The sequence below is a fragment of the Cytobacillus sp. FSL M8-0252 genome, from assembly GCF_038007345.1.
Classification (GTDB): Bacteria; Bacillota; Bacilli; order Bacillales; family Cytobacillaceae; genus Cytobacillus; species Cytobacillus kochii.
Map to the genome: position 1 here is coordinate 998,794 of NZ_JBBOWZ010000001.1, position 23,891 is coordinate 1,022,684.

At 35.6% G+C, this 23,891-nt stretch carries 28 protein-coding genes; 20 read left to right on the plus strand and 8 right to left on the minus strand.

The window, feature by feature from the left end; genetic code table 11:
* Positions 1-58: 58 nt before the first annotated feature.
* Positions 59-499: a cytidine deaminase gene (locus MKX83_RS05195; RefSeq protein ID WP_341054470.1), complete on the plus strand. Its 441-nt coding sequence runs from the start codon at positions 59-61 to the stop codon at positions 497-499.
* A gap of 122 nt (positions 500-621) precedes the next feature.
* On the opposite strand, the gene MKX83_RS05200 is transcribed toward MKX83_RS05195, so the two are convergent.
* Positions 622-1,374 carry an SDR family NAD(P)-dependent oxidoreductase gene (locus MKX83_RS05200; RefSeq protein WP_095370404.1) on the minus strand — a complete coding sequence of 251 codons (753 nt, stop codon included), beginning with the start codon at positions 1,372-1,374 and terminating at the stop codon, positions 622-624.
* A 160-nt stretch (positions 1,375-1,534) separates the two neighbouring features.
* Here MKX83_RS05200 and MKX83_RS05205 point away from each other — a divergent pair, with 160 nt between their 5' ends.
* The 4 genes from MKX83_RS05205 (at position 1,535) to MKX83_RS05220 (ending at position 5,999) form a co-directional block, all read left to right on the plus strand.
* The gene (locus tag MKX83_RS05205) at positions 1,535-2,116 is read left to right on the plus strand and encodes a TetR-like C-terminal domain-containing protein (protein ID WP_095370403.1); all 582 of its coding nucleotides are present in this window, start codon (positions 1,535-1,537) and stop codon (positions 2,114-2,116) included.
* 572 nt (positions 2,117-2,688) lie between these two features.
* Entirely contained in the window at positions 2,689-3,798 is a 1,110-nt protein-coding gene (locus MKX83_RS05210; protein WP_341054472.1) for a muconate cycloisomerase family protein, read from the plus strand.
* Positions 3,799-3,864: 66 nt separating this feature from the next.
* Positions 3,865-4,194 (plus strand): DUF3870 domain-containing protein, encoded by a 330-nt coding sequence (locus MKX83_RS05215; protein WP_095370401.1) that lies wholly within the window; start codon positions 3,865-3,867, stop codon positions 4,192-4,194.
* Positions 4,195-4,349: 155 nt separating this feature from the next.
* A complete protein-coding gene (locus tag MKX83_RS05220) occupies positions 4,350-5,999 on the plus strand; it encodes an SLC13 family permease (protein WP_322909933.1) in 1,650 nt (549 codons plus the stop codon).
* A gap of 48 nt (positions 6,000-6,047) precedes the next feature.
* On the opposite strand, the gene MKX83_RS05225 is transcribed toward MKX83_RS05220, so the two are convergent.
* The 4 genes from MKX83_RS05225 to MKX83_RS05240 form a co-directional block, all read right to left on the minus strand.
* Positions 6,048-6,686 carry an SdpI family protein gene (locus tag MKX83_RS05225; RefSeq protein WP_095370399.1) on the minus strand — a complete coding sequence of 213 codons (639 nt, stop codon included), beginning with the start codon at positions 6,684-6,686 and terminating at the stop codon, positions 6,048-6,050.
* Positions 6,667-6,951 carry an autorepressor SdpR family transcription factor gene (locus MKX83_RS05230; protein ID WP_095370398.1) on the minus strand — a complete coding sequence of 95 codons (285 nt, stop codon included), beginning with the start codon at positions 6,949-6,951 and terminating at the stop codon, positions 6,667-6,669. Before MKX83_RS05230 ends, MKX83_RS05225 begins: the two co-directional genes overlap by 20 nt.
* Before the next feature lie 389 nt (positions 6,952-7,340).
* A complete protein-coding gene (locus MKX83_RS05235) occupies positions 7,341-8,441 on the minus strand; it encodes a copper resistance D family protein (RefSeq protein WP_095370397.1) in 1,101 nt (366 codons plus the stop codon).
* Between the two features lie 3 nt (positions 8,442-8,444).
* Positions 8,445-9,002, minus strand: coding sequence for a copper resistance CopC family protein (locus tag MKX83_RS05240; protein ID WP_095370396.1), 558 nt, complete (start codon positions 9,000-9,002; stop codon positions 8,445-8,447).
* A 411-nt stretch (positions 9,003-9,413) separates the two neighbouring features.
* On the opposite strand from MKX83_RS05240, the gene MKX83_RS05245 reads away from it, so the two are divergent.
* The 10 genes from MKX83_RS05245 (at position 9,414) to MKX83_RS05290 (ending at position 16,579) form a co-directional block, all read left to right on the plus strand.
* Entirely contained in the window at positions 9,414-9,830 is a 417-nt protein-coding gene (locus MKX83_RS05245; protein WP_095370395.1) for an NUDIX hydrolase, read from the plus strand.
* 54 nt (positions 9,831-9,884) lie between these two features.
* Positions 9,885-10,343 carry a DUF3888 domain-containing protein gene (locus MKX83_RS05250; protein WP_157733777.1) on the plus strand — a complete coding sequence of 153 codons (459 nt, stop codon included), beginning with the start codon at positions 9,885-9,887 and terminating at the stop codon, positions 10,341-10,343.
* A gap of 24 nt (positions 10,344-10,367) precedes the next feature.
* Entirely contained in the window at positions 10,368-10,718 is a 351-nt protein-coding gene (locus tag MKX83_RS05255) for a hypothetical protein (RefSeq protein ID WP_095370393.1), read from the plus strand.
* A gap of 226 nt (positions 10,719-10,944) precedes the next feature.
* Positions 10,945-12,222, plus strand: a complete 1,278-nt coding sequence (locus MKX83_RS05260; RefSeq protein WP_340978097.1) for a histidine--tRNA ligase — start codon at positions 10,945-10,947, stop codon at positions 12,220-12,222.
* A gap of 63 nt (positions 12,223-12,285) precedes the next feature.
* Complete coding sequence (locus MKX83_RS05265) at positions 12,286-12,597, plus strand: sigma factor (protein ID WP_341054475.1); 312 nt, start codon at positions 12,286-12,288, stop codon at positions 12,595-12,597.
* 18 nt (positions 12,598-12,615) lie between these two features.
* On the plus strand, positions 12,616-12,831 hold the full coding sequence (locus MKX83_RS05270; protein WP_341054477.1) for a sigma-70 family RNA polymerase sigma factor: 216 nt from the start codon (positions 12,616-12,618) through the stop codon (positions 12,829-12,831).
* Positions 12,824-13,807 (plus strand): DUF4871 domain-containing protein, encoded by a 984-nt coding sequence (locus MKX83_RS05275; RefSeq protein ID WP_341050059.1) that lies wholly within the window; start codon positions 12,824-12,826, stop codon positions 13,805-13,807. The genes MKX83_RS05270 and MKX83_RS05275 overlap by 8 nt, the downstream gene beginning before the upstream one ends.
* Before the next feature lie 571 nt (positions 13,808-14,378).
* A complete protein-coding gene (locus MKX83_RS05280; protein ID WP_224934713.1) occupies positions 14,379-15,239 on the plus strand; it encodes a helix-turn-helix domain-containing protein in 861 nt (286 codons plus the stop codon).
* 162 nt (positions 15,240-15,401) lie between these two features.
* A complete protein-coding gene (locus tag MKX83_RS05285; RefSeq protein ID WP_095370390.1) occupies positions 15,402-15,611 on the plus strand; it encodes a hypothetical protein in 210 nt (69 codons plus the stop codon).
* A 587-nt stretch (positions 15,612-16,198) separates the two neighbouring features.
* Positions 16,199-16,579, plus strand: coding sequence for an SLAP domain-containing protein (locus MKX83_RS05290; protein WP_095370388.1), 381 nt, complete (start codon positions 16,199-16,201; stop codon positions 16,577-16,579).
* A gap of 40 nt (positions 16,580-16,619) precedes the next feature.
* Here MKX83_RS05290 and MKX83_RS05295 read toward each other — a convergent pair whose 3' ends face one another.
* Together MKX83_RS05295 and MKX83_RS05300 are read right to left on the minus strand one after the other, a co-directional pair.
* Positions 16,620-17,939 carry an alkaline phosphatase gene (locus MKX83_RS05295; protein WP_341054478.1) on the minus strand — a complete coding sequence of 440 codons (1,320 nt, stop codon included), beginning with the start codon at positions 17,937-17,939 and terminating at the stop codon, positions 16,620-16,622.
* A 300-nt stretch (positions 17,940-18,239) separates the two neighbouring features.
* Positions 18,240-19,082 carry a hypothetical protein gene (locus MKX83_RS05300; RefSeq protein ID WP_341054479.1) on the minus strand — a complete coding sequence of 281 codons (843 nt, stop codon included), beginning with the start codon at positions 19,080-19,082 and terminating at the stop codon, positions 18,240-18,242.
* Between the two features lie 138 nt (positions 19,083-19,220).
* Here MKX83_RS05300 and MKX83_RS05305 point away from each other — a divergent pair, with 138 nt between their 5' ends.
* From MKX83_RS05305 to MKX83_RS05315, 3 genes are all read left to right on the plus strand, one after another.
* On the plus strand, positions 19,221-19,646 hold the full coding sequence (locus MKX83_RS05305) for a VOC family protein (protein WP_307317251.1): 426 nt from the start codon (positions 19,221-19,223) through the stop codon (positions 19,644-19,646).
* Entirely contained in the window at positions 19,639-20,118 is a 480-nt protein-coding gene (locus MKX83_RS05310; RefSeq protein WP_340978100.1) for a GNAT family N-acetyltransferase, read from the plus strand. The genes MKX83_RS05305 and MKX83_RS05310 overlap by 8 nt, the downstream gene beginning before the upstream one ends.
* A gap of 104 nt (positions 20,119-20,222) precedes the next feature.
* A complete protein-coding gene (locus MKX83_RS05315) occupies positions 20,223-20,837 on the plus strand; it encodes a DedA family protein (protein ID WP_307317248.1) in 615 nt (204 codons plus the stop codon).
* Between the two features lie 25 nt (positions 20,838-20,862).
* Here the strand turns inward: MKX83_RS05315 and MKX83_RS05320 are convergent, their stop codons facing one another.
* A complete protein-coding gene (locus MKX83_RS05320) occupies positions 20,863-21,252 on the minus strand; it encodes a hypothetical protein (RefSeq protein ID WP_341054480.1) in 390 nt (129 codons plus the stop codon).
* Between the two features lie 216 nt (positions 21,253-21,468).
* On the opposite strand from MKX83_RS05320, the gene MKX83_RS05325 reads away from it, so the two are divergent.
* A complete protein-coding gene (locus tag MKX83_RS05325) occupies positions 21,469-22,251 on the plus strand; it encodes an ABC transporter ATP-binding protein (RefSeq protein ID WP_307317243.1) in 783 nt (260 codons plus the stop codon).
* Entirely contained in the window at positions 22,251-23,888 is a 1,638-nt protein-coding gene (locus MKX83_RS05330) for a hypothetical protein (RefSeq protein WP_341054484.1), read from the plus strand. Before MKX83_RS05325 ends, MKX83_RS05330 begins: the two co-directional genes overlap by 1 nt.
* Positions 23,889-23,891 lie beyond the last annotated feature (3 nt).

Here is a 23,891-nt window from a genome sequence, read left to right on the forward strand (position 1 = left end):
TTAGAGAGCTTCATTTTCCTTTAAAATGATAGTAACTGTCAAGTAGGAGGAAAATAGAATGATTGAAGAAGAAATGTACAATCGAGCCATCACATTTATTGAAGAGCGCTATCCTAAAGGGTGGGGTGGAGCGGCTGTGATTCATACTGGTGATGAACGTTATCTCATTAGTGTCGCACCAGTCACGTTTAACGCTAGTACGGAGTTATGTATTGAAGTTGGTGCCATTTGTGAAGCACATAAATTCAATATTGATGTCACACATTGTTTATGTGTCGTCCGTGATATTGAGAATAGCCCCTTTAAAGTTCTTTCACCATGTGGTATTTGTCAAGAGCGTTTGCGCTATTGGGGACCGGAAGTGAGAGTCGGAGTAACGACAAAAGAAAAGCTACTTAAGTTTGTTCCTTTAGGTGAACTTCAACCTTTTCATTGGACAAATGCTTATCCAGCTGAAGAAATCGAGAGCTTTACTAGCAATGTAGAAAAGTTGCGTTGATTAAGGATTAATGTATAGATATAATCAAATAAAGACATTTGTGCAAGTAGTAATAAAACCACACCCTTCATAAAATCATTTTAAAAATTGATTTTGTGCTAGGTGTGGTTTATTATGGAAAATTATAGTGTCAAGCCACCATCAACCATCACTGTTGTCCCAGTCATGTAGCTTGATGCATCAGATGCTAAGAAGCTCACCACGTTCGCGATTTCTTGAGGTTCAGAATATCTACCCATGCGCATCACACTGATTTCAGCAGGGACATAACCAGTTGTTTTCATTTGCTCTTCCACTCCTTTAGTCAGCGGAGTGGCTACGCCACCAGGACAGATGGCATTTACACGGATCCCTTTTGATACATATTCGAGTGCAGCCCCTTTTGTTAAACCAACTACAGCATGTTTACTTGCAGAATAGGCTGCAGCACTATGCTCAGAGCGAACGCCTGCAGTAGAAGCGGTATTGATGATGTGTCCATGGCCTTGTTGTTCCATCACTTTTAAAACCGCTTTCATACCAAGGAATACTCCTTTAGTATTAATATTCATCACACGATCGAATTCGGATTCTTCGATATCAGTGAACATCGAGAATTTTTGTACAACTCCAGCATTATTGAAAAATACATCAATGGTGCCGAAAGTATCCACTGCTTTTTGGACATAATGATTAACATCATCCGCATTAGATACATCTGCTTTAATGAAAATGGCTTCCACGCCTTTTTCTTTTACTAGATCGAGTGTTTCATTGGCAATTGTTTCATTGAAGTCAACGATAACTAAGTTAAAACCGTCTTCTGCTAATTTAATCGCAGAAGCGCGTCCAATTCCTCCACCTGCACCTGTTATAACTGCTGTTTTCTTACTCATATAAACATCCCCTTTTGCGAATAAAATTGGTCGACAAGTTCAGTGTTAGACACCTTGTCTATTTAAATGATAAACTATTTGAGATGTTGTTAGGTACAAAGAAACCTTCTTTTCTAAGAAGATAGACATAAATAAAGTATGTGTTGAGGATGGTGGTTTCGTGATAAAAGACCCAAGGGTGTTGCAAACTTTTGATTTGTTGTGCAAAGGGTTTACAAATTTACTCCAATCAGATGCCCTCGAGCAAATCAATATTAAGAAGCTAACGGAAGCTTCGAAAATCAACCGCACGACCTTTTATTTACATTTTGCCGATTTACAAGCTTTTGTTACCTATTATGTTAATCGCCTTTTCCAACATTGGTCGGATATCGTAAATAGTGTTCCTTCTCTTCCAGAACATAAATCACTACAAGAGCCTTATCCAGGTTTAGTGCAATTATTAGAATATATTAAAAGTGAACAAGAGCTTTATCATTGCTTATTAGTTGAGCATCGTTTGCCATTATTTACAGTAGCTTTAAGAGAATGGATGATTAAATTTACTAACCAAGGTTTTGGTACGGTCACACAAACTCCTACCTTAAGCGAATCGGAGAGAAAAGTAAGGGAAGTTCATATTCTAAGCGGTACGATTGGGTCCATTGTATGGTGGCTAGAAGAGGGATTTCCGATATCATCGCAAAAACTTGCAGAAGAATTGACCTTAATAGCGGCGAAGGGACCTTTTTATTTAAAATAGAAAAAAGTACTTGAAAATTCAGAATTATAGATTATAATAGTAACTAATCAAACTTAATGCCTATTCATTAGCTATTAGAGAATAACCTTCTTTAATAATAACTAATGAACGAATGGCTATCTTAAACTATAACTGTCAAATGTATGGTGACAGTTGTATTTGAGATAGCCTATTTATATTGGTATGGGTAAACGAGAGTAGTTAGTTTTGTGACAATAATCATGTAAGCGCTTTGAAAAGTTAATATGTAATCAATATATTAAATGAAAGCTTCAGAGTGGAAATACTCCATCATGAAGCATGTACGCATATCTCCAATTACTAGTTTTGAAAAGAGCATAGGAGATAAATGGAATCGTTAGAGATGCATGAATGATGTAACCAGATATGGATTTAATTTTAGGAACAATGATTTTAAAAAAGAACTTCTGTAAAGCAGCCTGTTTATTAACGATTAAAAATTCCCTTTTTTAATCTCCATTAGTAAACGCCCGTCCTTTGAAATATAGATGGTGTACTGCTATCCATTTATTTAGAAGGTTTTTTATGGATTGTCAAAGGGAGAGAACAGAATGAAGATTCGTTCAGTTAACAGTTTTATTTTAGATATTCCAACAATTCGACCACATCAGTTGGCGATGCACACAATTACTAAACAAGCGATAGTATTGGTTTGTATTCAAAACGAAGAAGGTCAAGAAGGTTGGGCAGAAGTAGCTACGATCGGCGGTGCATCTTATGGAGAAGGTACACCGGAAGCGATTAAGGTCAATATTGATACTTACATTACACCGCATTTGATTGGTAAAAATGCAAATGATTACGCGAAAATAATGGCCGATTTAAATAAAGTGGTTAGAGGGAATTATTTCGCTAAATCTGTAGTCGAGTCAGCGTTAATTGATTTAGCTGCAAAAGAAAAACAATTACCAGCATATGAATTACTTGGAGGGAAAATCCATTCTTCTCTCCCACTTGCGTGGACATTGGCAAGTGGCGATACAGCTAAAGACATCGCAGAGGCGGAACGATTTTTAGAGGAAAAACGTCATAGAATTTTTAAATTAAAGATAGGGAAGGGCGATCCATATAAAAATGTGAACCATGTATTGGAGATTATTCGCTCCGTAGGTGATCGAGCAAGAGTAACGGTAGATATTAATCAGGCATGGGATGAAACAACTGCTGATTATTGTATTGCAGCACTTCAAGAAGGTGGTGTTTCAATGGTAGAGCAGCCATTACCCACTTGGAACTTAGAGGGAATGGCTAGATTAACAGAGAAATATGCTGTTCCAATTATGGCTGATGAAGCAGCTAATTCTATCCATGATGTTTTTCAGATTACTAAACTGCGTGCGGGGAATAGCATTGCCCTTAAACCGTGTAAGCATGGTGGATTATTAGAAACGAAGAAGGTAGCAGCTATTGCTGAAGGTGCTGGATTTGGCCTTTATGGTGGGACAATGATTGAATCAACATTAGGAACAGCTGTCTGTGCTTCGGTTTACTCTACAATAGGTGAATTTACATTTGGTACTGAATTGTTTGGTCCTTTATTATTTAAGGATCGTATAACAGTAGACAATTTGCGCTTCGAAAATTTTGAGTTAATTATTCCAGACGGTCCTGGATTTGGAATGGAAATAGATAAGGATAAAGTTGAATTTTACCAAAGATAAAAAAGTGGTTAGGGCAGAATATTCTGATAGAATATAATTAACTGTATGGTTAAAGGAGTGTTATAAATGGCGATGTCAACAGCTTTCTTAACTGCGTATGCGAAGGCTCCCCAAAATACGCCTATGTATGAAAATAATAAACAGATTGGAATCATGCTAGAGATAAATAAACAAAGTCATACAATCGTTAATGTCGATTCTACTTTTATGACAGGACTTGCCAAAGATTATTTGAAGAGAATGATTATTGGGACAGATTTTAGTATAGATATATCAGACTTGATTTTAGATATAGAGATGAACTGTATTATTCCTTCACAACAAGCTTTAATTGTAGCCTTAAAAGTCGCGCACCAGAAGTATCGTGATACGTTTCTAAAAAAACCTATTGAATAATTGCCCGTTTATTTACGATTTCAAGACTCTACTTGAAATAAAACTAGATAAACTATTCGGCCTTTTAAAAAGAGCACTTATTAACTGTGTTGCTTTTTGGAGGGCCATTTTTTTTACCCATAATGAAAGCGTTTTTAAAAAAGGAGTTAGATAAAATGAGTAATCTATTTAAACAAGTGAATCAAACGCTTTGGCAATCGCATAAGCGTTCGAAGGATTTATTAACATTTGCTAGTTTACGTGAAGTGAAAGAGACAAGTGTGACATCAACCTCATCAATCGCTAAAGAGGAAAAGAATAATCGTAAAAACAATCCAGGTTCGTATAAAACTAGTCAGGTTATCGGATTACTATTAGGTCCTGTTCTATTCTTCATGATCTGGTTGATACTTCCATTAAATGGATTGAGTGATGAAGGAAAAGCAGTCCTGGCTATTACAGCCTGGGTGTCAACGTGGTGGATTTTGGAGGTCATGCCTTTAGGATTAACCTCCTTGTTACCGATTGTATTATTACCTTTATTAGGAGCAATATCTGGTAGTGAAGCAGCAAGTAGTTATGGCGATCCTAATATTTTCCTCTTTCTTGGCGGGTTTGCGATTGCGCTTGCGATTGAGAAATGGAATCTTCATGAAAGGATCGCGTTGTCAATCATTAGTCTTGTAGGAACAAGTACGTCAGGTTTAGTATATGGATTTATGTTCGCAACAGGTTTTCTTTCTATGTGGATTTCTAATGTGGCGACTGTAATGATGATGTTACCGATAGGAACAGCGATTGCTTTCAAAGTAGGAGAATTAATGAAAAAAGAGGGACAGTATACTTTTGCAGAAGAAAAGAAGTTCACTCAATCTATCATTTTCTCTATTGGCTTTGGTGGAATTATCGGAGGAAGCGCGACACTGATTGGAACGCCACCGAATCTGATATTGGCAGGATTAGTAACTGAAATGTTCGGTATAGAAATATCATTTGCTAAATGGTTTTTGTTTGCTTTTCCAATGATCCTCATTCTAGGTATTGCAACAGCTTTTTATTTAACTAAAATCGCCTACCCCATGAATGTTAAAAGCCTGCAATCAGGAAAACAATTCGTAATAGATGAGAAGGAAAATCTCGGAAAAATGAGTTTTGAGGAAAAGGCAGTAGGGTTAGTATTCACGTTAACGGCTTTTATGTGGTTAACAAGATCTTTCCTCTGGACGGATATCATTCCGGGCATAAGTGACACAATGATTGCGATTACCGGTGCCTTATTACTTTATTTAATCCCAGCATCTAAAAAGCACGGAGGAAGATTACTCGGTCAGGATTCTCTTAAGAAAATGCCTTGGGATGTCTTGCTTTTGGTCGGAGGAGGTTTAGCCATTGCGGCTGGATTCAGTCAAACGGATCTATCATCATGGGTTGGTAGTCAGCTATTATTGTTAGAAGGAACGCCATATATTGTCATTCTGGCTATATCGACCTTATTAGCAATTGGTATTACTCAGATTGCACCTAATACTGCTGTGACAACTATATTTGTACCTATTGCGGCTACGCTTGCGTTAGCAATTGATGCACATCCGTTACCATTAATGACAGCTGTTGCTTTAGGTGCTGGTTTTGCTTTTATGCTACCGATTGGTACACCATCTCAAGCAATTATATTTGGTACAGGGAAAGTAACGATTGTTGATATGTTAAGAAGAGGAACACTAGTTACCATTTTAGCCACTGTACTGATTATTTTATTTGTATACTTCCTATATCCAATGGTATTTGATCTGAACTTGTTCGAATATCCATCAGCTTTGAAATAAAATAAAACAAAGCCTTGCTCCTTATATAGGAGAAGGCTTTTGTTATACTTATATCCCTTTTTTATAGAGCACAAAAGAATAAACAGTTGGTATGATGACAATAATCACAACTAAAATAATCATGATCAGAATCTGAGCAAAGTTGATAAATCCAGTGAGTATCATACCAAGCCCACCAATAATCCACAAATAACCGGCTAATCGATGGGTTTTATTCCAATTTTCCTCACTTGTAAGTGTCCAAGGTAGCTTGATTCCTACCGTGAAATTTTGCTTACTTTTAGGCATATAATTTCCACAAATGATGAAAATGAGTCCTACCAGAATAGGGGCAATAGATTCAATACGGATGTCATAGCCGAGTGCTTTGAATAAGGTGATGGGTACGATGATAAGCGTCATAATTGGAATTAACCATATAATTAATTGTTTGAGTGCTTTAGCGGTATTTTCTTTCTTTGGGTCATTATTTATCATAAAAATAGTAAATAAGTGAATGGCGGCCATTAATAGGGGCAATCCCCACACAGCAATGGCCTTAGAGGTGAAATTATCAGCTTCACCTGCTGTATTCCAGTGGATGGCGATTTGATCAGGTAAATCAGGATATACAATCAAGCCAGGAATAATAGGAAGTAAACAAAGTAACGTCGTAATCACAAGTGTCCTATTCATTTTTCTTGTCATTTTCTTTCCCTCCAAATTGTGTAAACCACAGCATAATTTCTTCAAATACAGAAATATTTAATTCGTAATAAATGAAGTTCTTATACTTGCTTTCAAGTATAAGATCTGCCTTTTTTAGCTGTGATAAGTGATAAGAAATGGTTGCTCCTGTCATTTCAAAATGCTTCCCAATCTCACCGGCAGATAGCTTTTTATCTTTCAGCAAGACAAGAATCTCTCTACGCACAGGGTCTGAAAGAGCCTTAAATGTATCTGGAAACCCCACGATAACACCTCTTTAATCTATTTAGAAATATCTCTAAATAAATTATATAACATGATATGTAAAAAATCACTATCTGTTTCGAAAAATTTCTAAATAGGTTTGCGAGGGGCTCTAGGTTTAGGAATATTCATCCCCCATTATGAATGTATAGATCGTTTTGGAATGAATCATAATCGTTATATAAGTGATTGTAAAAAGGGGGCCATGTATCATTCAAATTGAAAGGGAAGTGTATTAAGGAGAATGACCTGAATAAGAAGAAGTAATAGGCTAAAAAATGAGGTCAAACATTGCTTTAATCATATGAAATTGAAAGAAGCGAAAAAAAATAACACGAAAAAATGTTAATGTTAAACCAACATTTTTTCGTGTTACAGATAGTTGCAATGTTAATTAACTGCGATGCTTTGTATCATTGCGAAGTAAGCCATTAATACAAATAAAACAGAAGCTAAAAAGGAAAGTGCAACATGTTGTTTCATTTTAAAGAGGACTAAGCTTCCACCAAGGCAGCTAAGGGCAAGAATGCCGAATATGATGCCCACTTCAGTGAAAATAAATGAAACTGAAATTCCTTCAAGTGTTCCTTGATAGAACAGATTTAATATCGGTGCATAGCCACTATGAGCAATTAGATTGTCAATGTTCATTGGGGGAGACTGCTCATTAAAAATACCTGTAAGGATAAAGATAATGGTTATGATAAGAAATTCTGCACGAACCCATGGCTTCGGGTTGAATGAAGACTCTCTTTTTAGGCGGTGTTTCATCCAAAACCCATTGATCAAAGCGAATACAGTTAAAGGCATAACAAAAAGTAGTTTTAGCAATAGGCCTTGACCATATGAAACCAATAAGGCATCTTTATAATCTGTTTCAGCAGTCGTCACATTCGTTAGAAGAATACCACTTAAAACAATTAGTAAAAAGCAGATAATGGCTGTTAGATGGAACCATTTTAGAAAAGGCAACCAACTAGTTGTTTGCCGTGAAAACCAGGATACGACGAGTAATACCCCTGCCCAAGTAGAAACGGCAATTAGATGAAGGGCATGAATTCCAATCCCATAAACTCCTTGTATACTGCCAGCATGGCTTGACCAGGCTACACCGATGGTAAGAAGGAAGAGAAGAATCATTTCTCCAATAATGGAAATCTTTCTTTTATCCTCACCAAAAAGGGTAATGTAAAATGCCAGAACGATACAAATGATGAATGTGAAAAGCCAAGCATTCCCTACGCGGAAACTGAGTAATATATTTTCAAAGGCAGAACCCAGCCCATCAAGTTTGGTGAGATGGGTAACTAATTGTATTAAGGGAATGAAAGATAATACGGCAATCCCCATTGTCGCCACTAATTGTATTGAGATGGATACATTTACAGGTGGCTTAGAATTTGCAGGCACCCATCGTAAAATAAAGGTGCCTGCAAGGAGAGCAAAACATAAATAGAGAAGTGCCTCACTCAAAATGGTTATAAAAAACATCGTTTATTTTTTCCTTTTTAATAAGATGATCGCAATAATCGCAACAATGGCAACAAGGATGATACCAATCAATAACCCGTTTGAGTTTGATTCCGTTTCATCCGCTGTTTCGTTGGATGGTGTTGTCTCGTCTTCTTCTACAGTTGGCTCCTCATTTTCTGTAGTTGGAGCAATTTCTGCTGTATCTTCTTCTACCTCTTCTTCAGGAACATTGACTTCAAAGCCGTAAGATTCTTGCATAATATGACCATCTACTCCGATGATTTCCCAGCTTACCGTATAATTACCGTTAGCGATTGGTTCAGAGAAAGTAGCGATTAACTCATCTTCCTTAACAGTGATGTCACTCGCCTCGACTACTTCGCCTTCACTATTTTCAATTTGCAAAGAAGCGTTATCTTCTATAACAGTGTCAAAATATAATTGAATCGTATCAATTGATTCCGTAACAGTCGCACCATCTTCAGGGTTTGAACCATTTAAATGAGTATGTGCAAAAGCGGTATTTGTGCTAATTAATAAACATGTCACTACGAACAGTAGCATAGATAATTTTTTCATATCATGACCTCCAAAACTTTTTTTCGTAATTAGCGTACTAAATTGGGAAAGGAGATACAACCTTTTACCTGTGTACGATTGGTGTCGTTTTTGTGAATTTCTAAAATACTGCTATGACAAAACAATCTCTTAAGTATCGATAGGCGGCCCCTTTACTTAACAATTAAACACAATCAATTAAAAATGAGAACACCAATGTAGAAAAAATGTTAGATTCATGACATTAATGTGTAGAAAATATGGAATTTGTATGTAAATATCCTGTAACTAATTACCTTAGGTTGTACTCGAATTCTTTTTATCTTTCCATAAATCCCTCATATATATTTCTTGCCAATTAAAATATTGTTCTTATCATTTTTTGTCGTTAAAATCTAAATGATGAAAATATTCACAAAAGGAGAAAGGTTAATGAATCGAGTAGATGTAGCTTATTCACTGATTGTCGATGAAAACGAAGAAAATATCTTGATGGTAAAGAATATTAAACATAATAATTGGTCCCCACCTGGTGGAGGGGTAGAGAAAGGAGAAACATTGTTAGAGGCAGCAATTAGAGAAACGAAGGAAGAAACAGGTTTGGATATTGAACTTGGTAATATTGTCTCAATTAATGAAGCTTTTATGGAACAGGAAAATTTTCATGCGATTTTCTTTACTTTTAAGGCGAAAGTCATTGGTGGAGAGATTGAAATAAATGATAGGGAGACGATAGAAGAGGTGAGATGGATGAGTATCGCAGAAGCGGAATCTTGGATGCCTTATCATCAAAAGGGTATTCGATATTTATTAAAACAATCTGCACTTTATTATTTTGAGGGAAATTAGTTTCGTATAAAACGGTCTCCATTAGCAAAAAATGTTAAAAAGGAGATGTTTTTCATGAGGAAATTCGCCATTTTTCTGCTTATATATTTACTCGCTTGCCATGTAAGTCTGGAGGAGGTACATGCTGAAGAGTATAAACAACATGATGCCAAAGATAAGGAACAAGTGGTAGACCAGTTTGTATTAGCTATATTGAATGATGAGGTAAGGAATGCAGTAAATGATTATTATAAAAAGGATACTGTAATCCAATTTGACTGGCAAGCAAAAGACTATAACGTTGTTGAAATGAAGCAATGGAAGAAAGGTAATGAACTAGGACATTCTTTTCTGATTAGTTTAACGGTATTGCCATATGATAATAATAAGTCTAGTCAATTGGGTATTGATACAATTACTTTTGGCATTTCGCCTCAATCCTTAAACACACAGAAAAACAATAAAAGTTTAGCATCTACGGAAGTTGAGTTATTAGATTATAAACATAGAGAGGCTGTGTATAAGGGGAGTTAGTTCAATGGAAGAGAGGAGATTGGGTTGAAAGAGATATCTAGAGTGGTCGGGTTCATAGCGGGATTAATAAGTATGATAATTTGGGGAATGTTTACTTTTTTTAACCCTTATTCTTCTGACTTTGTAGGAATAGGTACAGCCTTATTAACCTTCTTCTTGTTGGCACTCCCTGCTTTGTTCATTATTATATTTATAAGGGTCTCGAATCAGTTCATCATGCTCATTGCTGTTATTTGGTCATTGCCCTGTTCACTTTACTTTGCATTAACCCCAGGATTCTTCGCTATAGCTGGTTTAGCTTGGTTATTATATTTAATAAGTTTGATTTTGATGACTCTTCATAAGAAAAAATATAATTCAGTCAATTCAATTTGATAAATGAAGGAATATATGATAGATTAATAAAAAAATTGAGGTGAAGAATGATGCCTATAAAAGATAATTGCTCATTTTCACAATTGCATCATCATATAATCTAGCTTTGCTATTTCGATCTTGAAAATCGTAAATAGGAAGGCTATTTTTCATTCAACCGTATTTGATTAAGTTCACACTTATATCAAGTGCGGTTTTTTTATTATATAAAAAAGGAGAATGTAGAATGAAGAAAATGCAAGAACAAAACGTAAAAGGGACGCAAGATTATTTACCGGAAATTGCAAAGGTGAGAAGAGACATTACTCGAACATTGGAGGAGGTATTCGTTCAATACGGATGTGAACCGCTAGAGACACCGATACTGAATTATTCAAAATTAATGGCTTCCAAATATAGCGGTGGAGATGAGATCCTTAAGGAAATGTACAATTTATCCGACAGAGGACAAAGAGAGCTGGCTCTGAGGTATGACTTAACCATTCCATTTGCTAAAGTGATAGCGATGAACCCTCAATTGAGGATGCCTTTTAAACGTTACGAAATTGGGAAGGTTTTTCGGGACGGTCCTATTAAAACGGGCAGACTTAGAGAGTTTACCCAATGTGATGTAGATGTAACTGGCATTGAAAGTCAGATGGCAGAAGCCGAATTAATGCTTATGGCCCTTGATGCGTTTGAGAGAATTGGTCTTCAGGTGGAGATTCAATATAATAATAGGAAATACCTAAGCGGAATGTTGGCACTCTTTGGAGTCGATAAAGGCCAACTCAATCAAGTGATATTGGTCATTGATAAGCTGAATAAGATTGGTGCCGATGGCGTGATGAAAGAACTTAATCATCTCAATCTCTCAGGAAATACATTAAGTAGTATTCAAAGGTTTTTAGAAGATGAGGAAAACTCAACGTTATCTTCTTTTGAATCTTATGAATCCACTCAAGTACAAGAAGGGGTCAAAGAAATCGCTGAACTAGAAAGTTTTTTGCAGGCCTTATCTATAGAGGGACAATGTAATTTTAATCCTTTTTTAGCGAGAGGGTTAGAAATTTACACCGGCACAATTTATGAAATCTTTCTTGTGGATAAAACAATTACATCAAGTATTGGTAGTGGAGGAAGATACGATCAAGCGATTGGAGGTCTTATTGGCACAAATGAAACCATGCCAACAGTGGGAATATCCTTTGGTTTAGATGTCATTTCTACAGCATTCATAGCGAGAAATGTTCAGGATTTAAGCCCCTCTCCAGTTGATTATTATGTGATACCACTTAGTAAAAATATCGAGGCATTAACAGTTGCCAATGACTTAAGGAAAAAAGGATACAATGTATTGCTAGAAATGAGTAAAATGAAGCTTCGCAGAGCACTTGAACGTGCAAATAAAGAAAACATAAAAAAAGTCATTATTATTGGCGAAAATGAAGTGAAGAACAATAAGTACAACGTGAAAGATATGGGAACGGGGGAGGAGATAGAGGTAGTTTTTCTTTTTAAATGAAAAAATTTGAAACGAAAAAGAACTTTGGTCGTCTTAAGGGTATGAGGAAATAGAGGTGATGAGGTGACAGGGAATACGGAGAGTTCTTTTAATCATGAACATGATATTTGGTTCGAAAAGGTTATGGATAATTATGGAGAAGATTTGACAAAGTTAGCCTTTAACTATTTAAAGGATTGGAATTTAGCAGAAGATGTGATTCAAGATGTTTTAATTATTTGCTATAAGCATTTTGACATATTAGAAGAAATACACTCTTTGAAGGCTTGGTTATACAGGGTGACGATTAATAAGAGTAAAGATATACTAAAGCACTCGAATAGGTTTAGAATGATTTTTAATTCGAGTATATTGGAGTTGAAACAAAGTATATAGCGACCTCCTGAGATACAAATGATTCAGAATAATGAACGATTTTTCTTATCAGCCTCTGTATTATCACTTCCTATTAAGTATCGTGAAGTCATCATCTTATATTATTATGATGGGCTTTCAATTGTGGAAATTAGTCATATCCTCAATGTGAATGAAAATACTTTGAAAACAAGATTAAAAAGAGCGAGGGGAAAATTAAGGGTATTGATGGAGGGGAGAGAAGTGCATGGATAAGGAATTAAAGAAGTTGAGAGAAGCAATGGATACTTCTCTGCTAAAAGGAGAGCATTTTACCACTACACAGAAAATAAAAATTAAAGAAAAAATAAAATCTGAGTATCAGCCAAGGAAACCAGTTAAACATAAATTTCTTCTTTACATCGCTACAATAGCAACTACTTTTTTTATTCTATTTGTATTATCTAAACAGCCTATTTTTACAAAAATGAATGATATGATGATAAATGGAACATGGGATGTTAGACATACTTTTAGCATTAATAGTCGTGAATTGTTTTCAGTCTTCCCTGATCCAAATTTAGCGGTTAATGGTGAATATAGCTATTTATTTTCATTTAAAGAACCTTTTAAAAAGTATGAGGGAAAGGAACTAGCCATCTATGCCATAAATAAAAGTAATGGGGAGAGGATAACTGTATTAACAACAGAAGCCATTACCCAACCTTCATCTGGATACGACAGCTTAAATCGATTTACTACAGTATTTGCGTTACCCGAAACAGGCATATGGAAATTAGAAATTCAATTTGATAATCAATATTATGGGGATGTTGTTCTATATGTTCCAGATTACGATCTACCTCTTTTCGTAAATAAAGATGAGATTCGAAATATTGATTGGAATGAGAAAGCGATAGAATTTAATGAAAATATGATAGGTAATGAAAATAAAACTGGTATCATTGGTGCCGACTTACCAAGTGTTGAACACAATCAAAAGTGGATGTGGCATTTTTGGGGGATAAAGGACCCGACAAAAACAGAATTAACTGTTGTCGGATATCATAAAGATTCGAAAACCGTGCATCAAATATTAACGACAGGATGGTCAATGGACTTATCGGGTAGTAATAATAAAGCAGCTGCACATGCCCCTTCATCTGTAAGGTTACCAAAAACTGGACAATGGGCACTACTTCTATACACTAATGAAAAACTATTTGATACTATCATATTAAATATTAAATGAAGTTGAATGAAGAAATAGTTAAATAGTTCTGTTTATTCAGGACTATTTTTCTTATAATTTAATTATTAACGAAAAGGTAAATAGATAGTTAACTCATGCTTATTGTTAAGCAAACTAGAATTCTGATATTTGTATTGAAGGAAAAATACCTTAGTAGGGTTTTGTAGAGAAATAAAAAAATAATGTAGATAGTAGATATATATTGAAGTAAAGTATGATTCGCTGGTTACGAAGGTTAATTCTTTGTTGGTTGTAAACTGTATAGCTTTTTATTTAGTAATACACTATAGATTATTATGTAATGTGTAAAAAATGTAAAATAACATGTAGGAAGCCCTATAAAAAGAATGAACCCTGATAGGGCTCTAGGAGAAAATAGTATTAAATCTATAAAGTAGTAATGATGCTTCTCGCACCGATAATTACTGTTATGCCCAAGCTAGTTGTGAGTAATTTGAAGATAATTTTTAACAATTTACATACCACCTTTGTATGAATTTATTCCTAATAATGATAATATAAATAAATAATAATTCCTGTTTTTTTTCATATATGAAAATCGGAGGATACTATGAATAAAATTGGTCATGTATTTAGAACCATACGGCTGGCAAAAAACCTCTCATTAAAAGATATAGCACAAGGAGATATTAGTGTCTCATTTTTATCAAAATTCGAACGTGATGAATCAGATATTTCTCTTTCTAAGTTTTATTCATTACTTAATAAGATGAATATAACATTAGAAGAATTTCGTTTTATTGCAAATGATTACAAACTTATGGAACACGAAGTAATGTTAGATAACGTAAGATCTGCGTATGAAAGTAATAATATTATTTTATTAGAAACCCTTAAAAAAAAGGAATTAGCAAAATATAGTGAAACCAAAAGAAATACATATAAACTTAACTCAATAATGATTAGTGCCTTAGTTTGTGATTTGAGAAATCAATACGATATATCAGCCGAAGATAAAACCTATTTGAGTGATTATTTGCTGTCTGTTGAAACATGGGGTTATTATGAAAATATTTTGTTTGGGAATTCTTTGAGTATATTAACACTTGATTCAGTTATTTTGTTTTCGAAAGAGATACTTAAAAGGTCTAAACTTTATATGAATTTAAATGTAAATAGAGATGAAGTTGTAGGTATATTGTTAAATGCAACTGTTTTTTGTATTGAAGGCAACAGAATTTCAGAATCATTATATTTTATCAAGATAGTAGATGAAATGCTTGAAAATAAAGTCCTATATTTTGAGAAAACCAAACTATTATTCTTAAAAGGTTTGTACGATATAAAAACACAGAAAAAAGAAAAAGGAATTGAAAAATGTAAAAGTGCAATACAAATTATGCATGATTTAGGTTCAATCCTATTAGCAGTAAACCACGAAGAATATTTAGAGAAGTTTTTAGAACATTAGTGTTTTCAAATATGACATGAATTTATCCTATCTAGAAAATTGAGTTAAAATATTGAATAAATAAAACTCATACTATACCAAGTAGGGAGGTAAAAAATATATTAAACTCATTTTCAAGTGGAAATAAGAAACTCAATTCAAATATAGAAAGATGGACTCGTTATGTCACAGAGATTGAATGAAAAGGAATTAGATGCCGTTATTGATATTCTTAAGGATGTTGTAAATGTTCATAAAACATTGTTTGATGATTTACGACCAATGCAAGAGGAGAACCCTAATCATCAGATGTTTTTGTTGCAGAAGGAAAAAGTGGAGTTTTATCAGACAATTATCCAGAAGTTAAATCAGCAACATAGAAAAGTGAATTGATGTTCGGTAGCTAGTCAAATGAATCTATCTTCATTGTAGAACCACACAAATCTTGTGTGGTTCCCTTTTTTCCTTTACCCATGCCGTTTTGACTGTAATCATGACTGTTTTGGCGATTAAATCTATTTCCTCTTTAATTATGTAAATGACAATACTTTTCAACTTTGTTGTCCACGTGCTTTTATCAAGATTTTTAAAAGGGGATAAGGTTCTAGCCAGTTGGTTTGTGGCAAGTTGTAGCCAAGCGTTTTCGCTATATGTATCCCTTGTTAAGAGTTTTTTCCACTGTACTTATTTAGAACCGGTTATATCAATGATACCTACAATCAAGATAAGGACTCCTTTAAGTAAAGTATATTGAACAGGGAGCTGCTTTTAATAGGTTAATTGAGTTCATGCCTGAGCACTTTTAAGGGTTATAGGGTTGTCTTTGTCCAATCCTAGTAAAAATATGATGATACTTCTTAGTGTCCTTACTATTCGAACCGTCCGTTAAAGCTTGTCCTTCTTAATTAAGGTAATTTTATTTCATTTTACTTCTATCAGTTAAATGTCTAATATTAAGTTAATAGGAAAGGGATGAAGCAATGCATTCATTAGTTTTTCAAGAAAAATGGGCCTCAACCTTATCAGAAAAGGACCGTAAAGAGATTGAGGGGATCTATAGTCAATCTGTTCCTCATCTACAAAAGGGAATGATTGGTTTTACCTCTATTTGGCAAGCAAAAAATCATCGAGAGGACTTATTGATATCGGTACTGATTCAAAATACAACGAAAGAAGCTTTTGTTTTAGAGCATACTGTTGTGTCTTATTTAGCTGAGGATGGAACCCAACTTGCTCAACATATTTTTACAACGAATCAAATACATGTTGAGCCAAATACGTCAATGCCATGGACGTTTATATTTCCGGGTGCAGGGGATGTACTAGAAAGAGGCGCAGGAAGGTTAGTTTTAGTAGATTAAAAAGCCATCTCCAACTGATTGGAGATGGCTTGTTTCATTTTTATTTTCCAGGCTTAAAGTTCATTTTCATCGCTTTTGCCATGTTTACTGGTAGGTCTGTATTTTCCATTGTGCCAGTAAACAGTTCTGATCCTGGGCCATAAGTATAAACGGGGATATCAATTCCTGTATGGCCGGTACTTGTCCAACCGACAGATGCTCTTTCTGAAATGATTTGATTGATAGATGAAGCTGGATTATCAGCATTTTTGATTGCATTGACTTCAGCTTTCGTTAAATCAATCGCTGCATATTCTTTTAGCACTTTCTTAGCGTTTGTCCGTTTCTTATTAAGTTTGGATGCCATATAGTCACCTGTAGCCGTCACATCTCGTAGCATTTCCACATTTGCACTACCATTTCCGTAACCGCCAACAGACATTCCGCCTGTATCATGATCTCCAGCAACAACAACAAGCGTATTGCCATCTTTCTTAGCGAAATCCATTGCTTCAATGACAGCTTCTTCAAATGCTTCGCTGTCTTTCATTGCCCATGCTGCATCATTCGCATGCCCTGCCCAGTCAATTTGACTTCCTTCCACCATTAAGAAGAAGCCGTTTTTATTCTTTTTCAATGTATCGATAGCCGTTTCTGTCATGTCTGCTAGACTAGGCTGTTGTGTGTCTTCGCGATCAAGCTCCGGTGCCATTCCTTCTTCGGCAAATAAACCAAGCACTTTATTCGTTTTCTTCACACGATCCAATTCTCTTTTATTTGTAACTAATTGGTAGCCCTCGTCTTTCGCTTCATCAATTAATTCGTCAGTAAAGTATTTTTGTCCTCCACCTAAGATGACATCCACATCATTGTCGAGTAATTGAGGGGCAATATCTGCTTCATCTGCACGAGAAGCGACATGTGAAGCAAAAGCTGCTGGAGTCGCATAGGTAATCGTTGAAGTGGCAACTAGCCCAGATGATTTCCCTTTCCTTTCTGTTTCTTCCAAAATTGTTTTTAGTTCTTTACCAGTCGGATCGGTGCTTATCATACCATTATTGGTCTTTACGCCAGTTGCCATCGCCGTTCCGGCAGCTGCTGAATCTGTAATATTGGAGTTCGCTGAGTATGTACGTTGCATCGCGATGTTCATCGAGTCAAGAACGGTATCCTCACCTTTATACCAACGATAGTTTGTTGCATAGGCCGCGGAAAAACCGTCAGGAATAAGGAAAATGACATTTTGTGCTTTATCTTTCCCCTTTGGCTTTCCTTTCGCTTCTACTTCTTGCTCAGGTAGTACGGTAGAGATGCCCCCGACAGCAATGGTAGATACAAGTGCGAGTGACAATAGTTTCTTTTTCCAAGTCTTTTTCAACATGTTTCTTCCCCCCTAAAATGGTTTGTACAAGATAACTATAAGGTCGAATTTTTAACGGTTGATAAAGAGAGGGTGAAAAAAGAGTAAAGAAGAAAAAATGGGTAATTAGTGGCGGAAAGGAGTGATTTGGAAGGGTTTTTACGATTGAAAGGAAAGAATGCTTGCTGAATTTGTTGTGGCAATCGCACTTTTGTTCTAATTTATGTAAAAGTTGCGTGAAGGGGGTGTAAAGGACTTTTACACACATGAATGATTATCGCGATTAGTAGATGGGGGACCACTACAAATCGCGATTGTCTGTCAGGTCATATTTCTAAGCTGTTGTTCCATTATAGAAACAAATTCATCTTCTTTCCAAATGGTGAATGTTTCTTTTATATCATACTGTGTTAATAATGCGTTAACGATTTGATAGCCAAGGTAATAGCCTAAGCGGGTCTGCTTGAAGTTTTTCCCTCCATTAATAGAGAACCATTCTTTATAAATTGTATGACTATCGTTAATGGTCTTCATATCATAAAGAAACTGTTTCGCGATTAAACTTTCATTTTTTTGAGTGAAGTCAAGCCACTTTCTGTCTTCTTCAAAGGCGAAATGTTCGTCTAATCGTGCTTCTACTAATAGCGTGGAAAGGGTCGTTGCGATGCCTTCTTGTAAGAGCCATGTATAGGGATGAGTCCAATTGACAAGATGCCAGTCTTGCAAATAGATGTCATTATATAAATAATGCATGACATGTCCAAACTCATGGGCAATAATAATTTTAATATAGGTTTCGTTATAGGGGAGTTTTTCTAGACAAAAGGCTACATCAGGTTGATATTGCTGATACACAAAGGCATTGCTCCCATATAAGCCGACGAGCAAGCGGACTGTTTTAGTATATTTCACATTAAACATCGCTTCATATCGTTGAAGTATATTTGGTATGTGTTCAAGAAATAAGTCTCTCATCGGTAAAAGTTCTGGTAGCTTAGGTGGGTGTTTCTTCAATGCTGCTCGTTTTTTTGTTTCAATATGTAAACAATGATGGGCGAAATAAACTTCATAGTCTGCTTGAAATTGATGATAGTACTGTTCTAAGTATTCGGATGTTGGTTGATAATGGCTCACAAAATCTCCAACTGTATCAACGATTCTCAAATGATGCTGCCTCCTTATTAGTTTTAATGCTAATAAAGTGTTCGCTTCTCAACTGTTAGAATCCTTCCATTTTCATTAAGTGAAAAGGAAATCTAAGAGCAAAGGCGAATATTTTAGCAATAAGGAGCTGATAAAGAAATGAAGGAACGTCTAGTAAGAATAGGAACGACTTATCTACCTGTAATAGATGTGGAACAATCAGCAAAGTGGTATCAGAAACATCTGGGTGCAGCTGTTAATTATAGGGATCAACATAAAGCTATTCTAGATTTAGCGAATCAAAGTATCTTTTTAGTAAAAGCAGAAGGTGGAGAGCGTTCCCAATTTGTTGACATAGAAGGCAGAGAACATTTTTCTGTTACTTTTGAAGTGGACGGGTTAGCTGAGCTGGAAAGATTGCATACCCTTTTTATAGAGGAAGAAGTGTTGGTAGGAGCAATTGAAGATCGTGGTCATGCGGGCAAGAACTTTATTTTCTACGATTGTAATGGCAATCAATTTGATGTTTGGAGTGAGTTAAGTCCAGCGTTTAAACAATGGAGAACGGATGTTATCTATGATTGAGATGATAGACGAGGATAATAGAGAAAAAGTGAGTGATTTTTTCGCGAATCATTGGGGAACGACAGAGATGGTTCTCTCCTCTGGCGTCTATCATTGTGATGAGCTGGATGGCTATGTATATAAGAGTGCTAAAGGTGAGATTGTTGGCCTAGTGACTTACATTAGGCATAATGAAGATATATGTGAAGTCATTTCGTTAGACAGTGTATATGAAGGGCAGGGAATTGGTTCAAGTTTGATGTGTGTTATTGAAGAAAAGGCAAGAGAATTGGGGGCAAAGGCGGTTCAGCTCATCACAACCAACGATATTCTACATGCATTATCTTTTTATCAAAAACGCGGCTATGTATTAAAAGCAGTTTATCCAAACGCAGTAGAGAAAGCGCGAACTGTAAAACCTTCCATACCATTTGTGGCAAGTAATGGTATTCCTATCCGAGATGAATGGTTATTATATAAACTGCTTATATAGCACCCTATTTTAAGCAATATTTTATCAGATTGCTCCAACTCATTGGTTATTTCACCAAAGAAAGGGTATGGTAATAGAATCATAGAGTAGTAGGTGAAAGGCAGATGGAGAGCTGGATTACAAGTGTGATGGAGCAGTTTGGTTATGTTGGGATTTTTTTGTTGATTATGTTGGAAAATATCTTTCCGCCCATTCCATCTGAAGTAATCTTAACTTTTGGTGGATTTATGACGACTACTACGAATTTAAGTGTAGCTGGCGTTGTCGTAGCATCGACCTTAGGGTCAGTAGGTGGCGCAGTGGTTCTTTATGGTGTTGGCTTGCTGATTGACATCAGAAAAGTGGAGCGAATCGTAGAACGTTGGGGTCATATTTTAAGATTAACCAAAAAAGATATTCATAAAGCAAACGGTTGGTTTTCAACATACGGAAAGTGGACCGTTTTCTTTTGTCGTTTTATCCCTTTAATAAGGAGTTTAATATCTTTACCGGCAGGGATGGCGCATATGAATTTTCTTGTTTTTCTTATTTTGACAACGGCTGGGACATTGATTTGGAATATCGTCCTCGTCCTTATTGGCGCTGCGGTAGGAGAATCATGGGAGTCCGTGGTCGGTTATATGGATATGTATTCCTATATTGTCTATGGCGCCATTGCTCTTGTGTTTATTGTTATAGTGATGATTTTTTTGAAAAAGAGAGTTTTTCATAAAAAGTAAGGTTGTTACGAGAGGGGGAACAACCTTACTCTTTATTAGTTGTTAAGGTGAAAGCCTCTATTTGTTCTCCCCACTTGACCGTTACATCAATCTTTTCATCCTTTAGTAAATGCAAGCTGTTGTCTAAACTACCACTATCTCTAAATACCCGCGGATTAGGTATATCTTCATTTTCATCGAAAGCTCTCGTTCCTCCACCAGCAAACTGACTTGTCTCGAAGCTAAAGCTATAATCTAAAACATTCTTTAACCCTTCTGGATTCCCCTTATATTTAATCGTAAGCTTATACTCTCCACGTTCGTCTGACAGTATGATATAACGAAGCTCTCCTTCCGAATGTTCACTTTCTCCCTTATATAAATAAGGCGAGTCATTGCAGGCAGACAGGATGAAAACTAATAACAAAAATGACAATTATTTTCTTATTCCCTCATACCTTGTTTCATTCTTTCATTTATTGATATATATGATAAAAAGCAAGGGATATTTCCTGCCATTTTAGCTGAACGTTTTAGTAGGTTAAAAGTTCGATACTACTAATCTTCAACATTCACTCGTATAAACCTTTCGACATCAAACCAAATAAACCCATTTTTACGTTATAATGGTGAAAAGATAGGAGGGGGAAAGATGGAAGATATCATTCTTGATATTCAAAATTTATACAAAAGATACGGATCTAAGTTGGTGTTGAATGGTGTCTCACTACAGGTAAGACGTGGAGAAATTATTGGTTATATTGGACCGAATGGCGCGGGAAAGAGTACAACAGTGAAAATTCTTCTAGGGATCGAAGGAGATTTTAATGGAGAAGTAAAGATTTTTGGTCGTGATATTGCTGATGGAGACGTTAATTATAAAAGAAGGATTGGCTATGTGCCAGAGATGGCAGAAGTGTATGATAATTTAACGGCACAGGAGTATTTAACCTTTATAGGTGAGTTGTATGGTTTGCCGTTTGACTTTGCGGAATACAAAGCGAAGCGTTTAATGGAGCTTTTTGGGATTGGAGAGGTCTTTCGTTCTCGTATCTCATCCTATTCGAAAGGGATGCGCCAGAAACTATTAATTATCTCAAGCTTACTACATAACCCTGATGTGTTGTTTTTCGATGAACCTATTAATGGATTGGATGCTAATAGTGTAATGATATTCAAGGAAATTATGACGAGACTTGCCCAGCAAGGGAAGACAATCTTTTATTCTTCTCATATTATGGATGTCGTTGAGAAAATCAGTAGTCGAATTATTTTGCTCCATGATGGGAAAATCGCCGCAGACGGTACATTTGATGAGCTGAAAAGTCAGAATACAGAAGGCACGCTTGAGCAAATATTTAATCAACTTACAGGATTTAATCAACAAAAGGAAATCGGAGAACGATTTGTTTCAGTGGTAGAGGAGATGGCATAATGCAGGACATCCCAACACTTAAACTACTCGATCCTTTGAAAAAAGTCTTCGAGAAATTTGATATTGATTATGAAGTGATGAGAGCAATATTAAAGGTGAAGTTAACGATGGATGGTCGTCGCACACCGACAATGTTAGCTCAAAACTCGCAAAAGAAGGATAAGGGTAATCAATTTATTAAGTCATTATGGTTATATGTATTATTTGGGCTCTTTATGATCCCTTTGCTTTTTATTGGTGAGCATTATTTATTTCAAATGAGTATGTTTTTCGGTATGTTTACTTTTTTTATTATGACTTCGATGATTTCAGACTTTTCCAGTGTATTGTTAGATATTCGCGACCGCAATATTCTTTACCCTAAGCCTATTAATCGCAGAACAGTTAGTGCGGCGAAAATGATGCATATCATTATTTATTTAGGGTATTTATCTATTGCCCTTGTGACGATTCCATTAATTGTTGGTCTGATTAGACATGGCATTCTTTTCTTGCTGCTTGCTGTTATTAATCTTATTTTCATTAATTTATTTGTGGTTGTTCTTACTACCTTATTTTATTTCTTAATCTTACAATTTTTCGATGGTGAGAAACTTAAAGATTTAATCAATTATGTACAAATTGGGTTGTCATTGATGATTATGGTTGGTTATCAGCTACTAGCACGATCATTTGAAATCATCAATTTAACCATCACAATTGAACCGCAGTGGTGGCAAGTATTTATCTTTCCTATGTGGTTCGCCGCCAATATGGATTTACTCTTAAACCAAAGCACAGAGGGATTTTATCTTCTGTTTGCCGCCTTAAGCATCATCGTTCCATGTACAGCGATCATCCTATATTTAAAATTCAATGATATGTTTGAACATAGCCTGCAGAAGCTGACTTATCAAGGGAAGTCAAAGGGGATGAAAAAGGCGAAATGGCGAAAATGGTTACTTCAACTTTTCTGTCGCACACAGGAGGAAAGAGCATTTTACCGTTTTGCTAGTGCGATGATGAAAAATGAAAGAGATTTTAAACTGAAAGCTTATCCGTCGTTAGGGTTTTCAATAGTAATCCCTTTTATCTTCATTTTCGGTGTATTAGGTGATAATGGGGAAGACCTAGCAAATAGTCATACCTATTTAACAATTTATTTTAGTTTACTTGTCATTCCGACGATTATGTTGCTAATGCCGTATTCCGTTAAGTATAAAGGGGCCTGGATTTACAGAACAGCTCCAATTATTGAGCTAAAGCCGATTTTTTCTGGAACGATTAAAGCCTTCTTAGTGAAACTGTTTTTACCACCGTTTTTACTCCTAAGTTTGGTTTTTACTTTTTTGTATGGTCTGAAGATTATTCCAGAATTAATCATTGTATTACTTAATGCCTTTACATTTGTTGTTATTTGTTTTGCGATTCTTAAAAAAGCCATTCCGTTTACAGAGTCTTTTGATCAATATACTCAAACAGGAAATGGAATCATCGCATTCTTCCTGATGTTCTTGGCTGGTGTATTCGCTATTTTGCATTATGTAAGTACGATATATCCTTATGGAACCTATATCTATTTAGGTTTAGCAGTTCTATATTTAATGGTTAGCTGGAAAGTTGCCTTTAATATTGGTTGGGAAAAAGTAATTGAATAGTCA

Coding starts and splice junctions, on each gene's coding strand:
- MKX83_RS05235 (WP_095370397.1), bottom strand. CDS start 8,441: ATGTTTTTTATAACCATTTTGAGTGAGGCACTTCTCTATTTATGTTTT.
- MKX83_RS05310 (WP_340978100.1), top strand. CDS start 19,639: ATGATTGAGATGATAGACGAGGATAATAGAGAAAAAGTGAGTGATTTT.
- MKX83_RS05275 (WP_341050059.1), top strand. CDS start 12,824: ATGGATAAGGAATTAAAGAAGTTGAGAGAAGCAATGGATACTTCTCTG.
- MKX83_RS05195 (WP_341054470.1), top strand. CDS start 59: ATGATTGAAGAAGAAATGTACAATCGAGCCATCACATTTATTGAAGAG.
- MKX83_RS05325 (WP_307317243.1), top strand. CDS start 21,469: ATGGAAGATATCATTCTTGATATTCAAAATTTATACAAAAGATACGGA.
- MKX83_RS05225 (WP_095370399.1), bottom strand. CDS start 6,686: ATGACAAGAAAAATGAATAGGACACTTGTGATTACGACGTTACTTTGT.
- MKX83_RS05215 (WP_095370401.1), top strand. CDS start 3,865: ATGGCGATGTCAACAGCTTTCTTAACTGCGTATGCGAAGGCTCCCCAA.
- MKX83_RS05290 (WP_095370388.1), top strand. CDS start 16,199: ATGCATTCATTAGTTTTTCAAGAAAAATGGGCCTCAACCTTATCAGAA.
- MKX83_RS05305 (WP_307317251.1), top strand. CDS start 19,221: ATGAAGGAACGTCTAGTAAGAATAGGAACGACTTATCTACCTGTAATA.
- MKX83_RS05210 (WP_341054472.1), top strand. CDS start 2,689: ATGAAGATTCGTTCAGTTAACAGTTTTATTTTAGATATTCCAACAATT.
- MKX83_RS05220 (WP_322909933.1), top strand. CDS start 4,350: ATGAGTAATCTATTTAAACAAGTGAATCAAACGCTTTGGCAATCGCAT.
- MKX83_RS05200 (WP_095370404.1), bottom strand. CDS start 1,374: ATGAGTAAGAAAACAGCAGTTATAACAGGTGCAGGTGGAGGAATTGGA.
- MKX83_RS05285 (WP_095370390.1), top strand. CDS start 15,402: ATGTCACAGAGATTGAATGAAAAGGAATTAGATGCCGTTATTGATATT.
- MKX83_RS05240 (WP_095370396.1), bottom strand. CDS start 9,002: ATGAAAAAATTATCTATGCTACTGTTCGTAGTGACATGTTTATTAATT.
- MKX83_RS05270 (WP_341054477.1), top strand. CDS start 12,616: ATGATTCAGAATAATGAACGATTTTTCTTATCAGCCTCTGTATTATCA.
- MKX83_RS05330 (WP_341054484.1), top strand. CDS start 22,251: ATGCAGGACATCCCAACACTTAAACTACTCGATCCTTTGAAAAAAGTC.
- MKX83_RS05250 (WP_157733777.1), top strand. CDS start 9,885: ATGAGGAAATTCGCCATTTTTCTGCTTATATATTTACTCGCTTGCCAT.
- MKX83_RS05315 (WP_307317248.1), top strand. CDS start 20,223: ATGGAGAGCTGGATTACAAGTGTGATGGAGCAGTTTGGTTATGTTGGG.
- MKX83_RS05245 (WP_095370395.1), top strand. CDS start 9,414: ATGAATCGAGTAGATGTAGCTTATTCACTGATTGTCGATGAAAACGAA.
- MKX83_RS05295 (WP_341054478.1), bottom strand. CDS start 17,939: ATGTTGAAAAAGACTTGGAAAAAGAAACTATTGTCACTCGCACTTGTA.
- MKX83_RS05280 (WP_224934713.1), top strand. CDS start 14,379: ATGAATAAAATTGGTCATGTATTTAGAACCATACGGCTGGCAAAAAAC.
- MKX83_RS05260 (WP_340978097.1), top strand. CDS start 10,945: ATGAAGAAAATGCAAGAACAAAACGTAAAAGGGACGCAAGATTATTTA.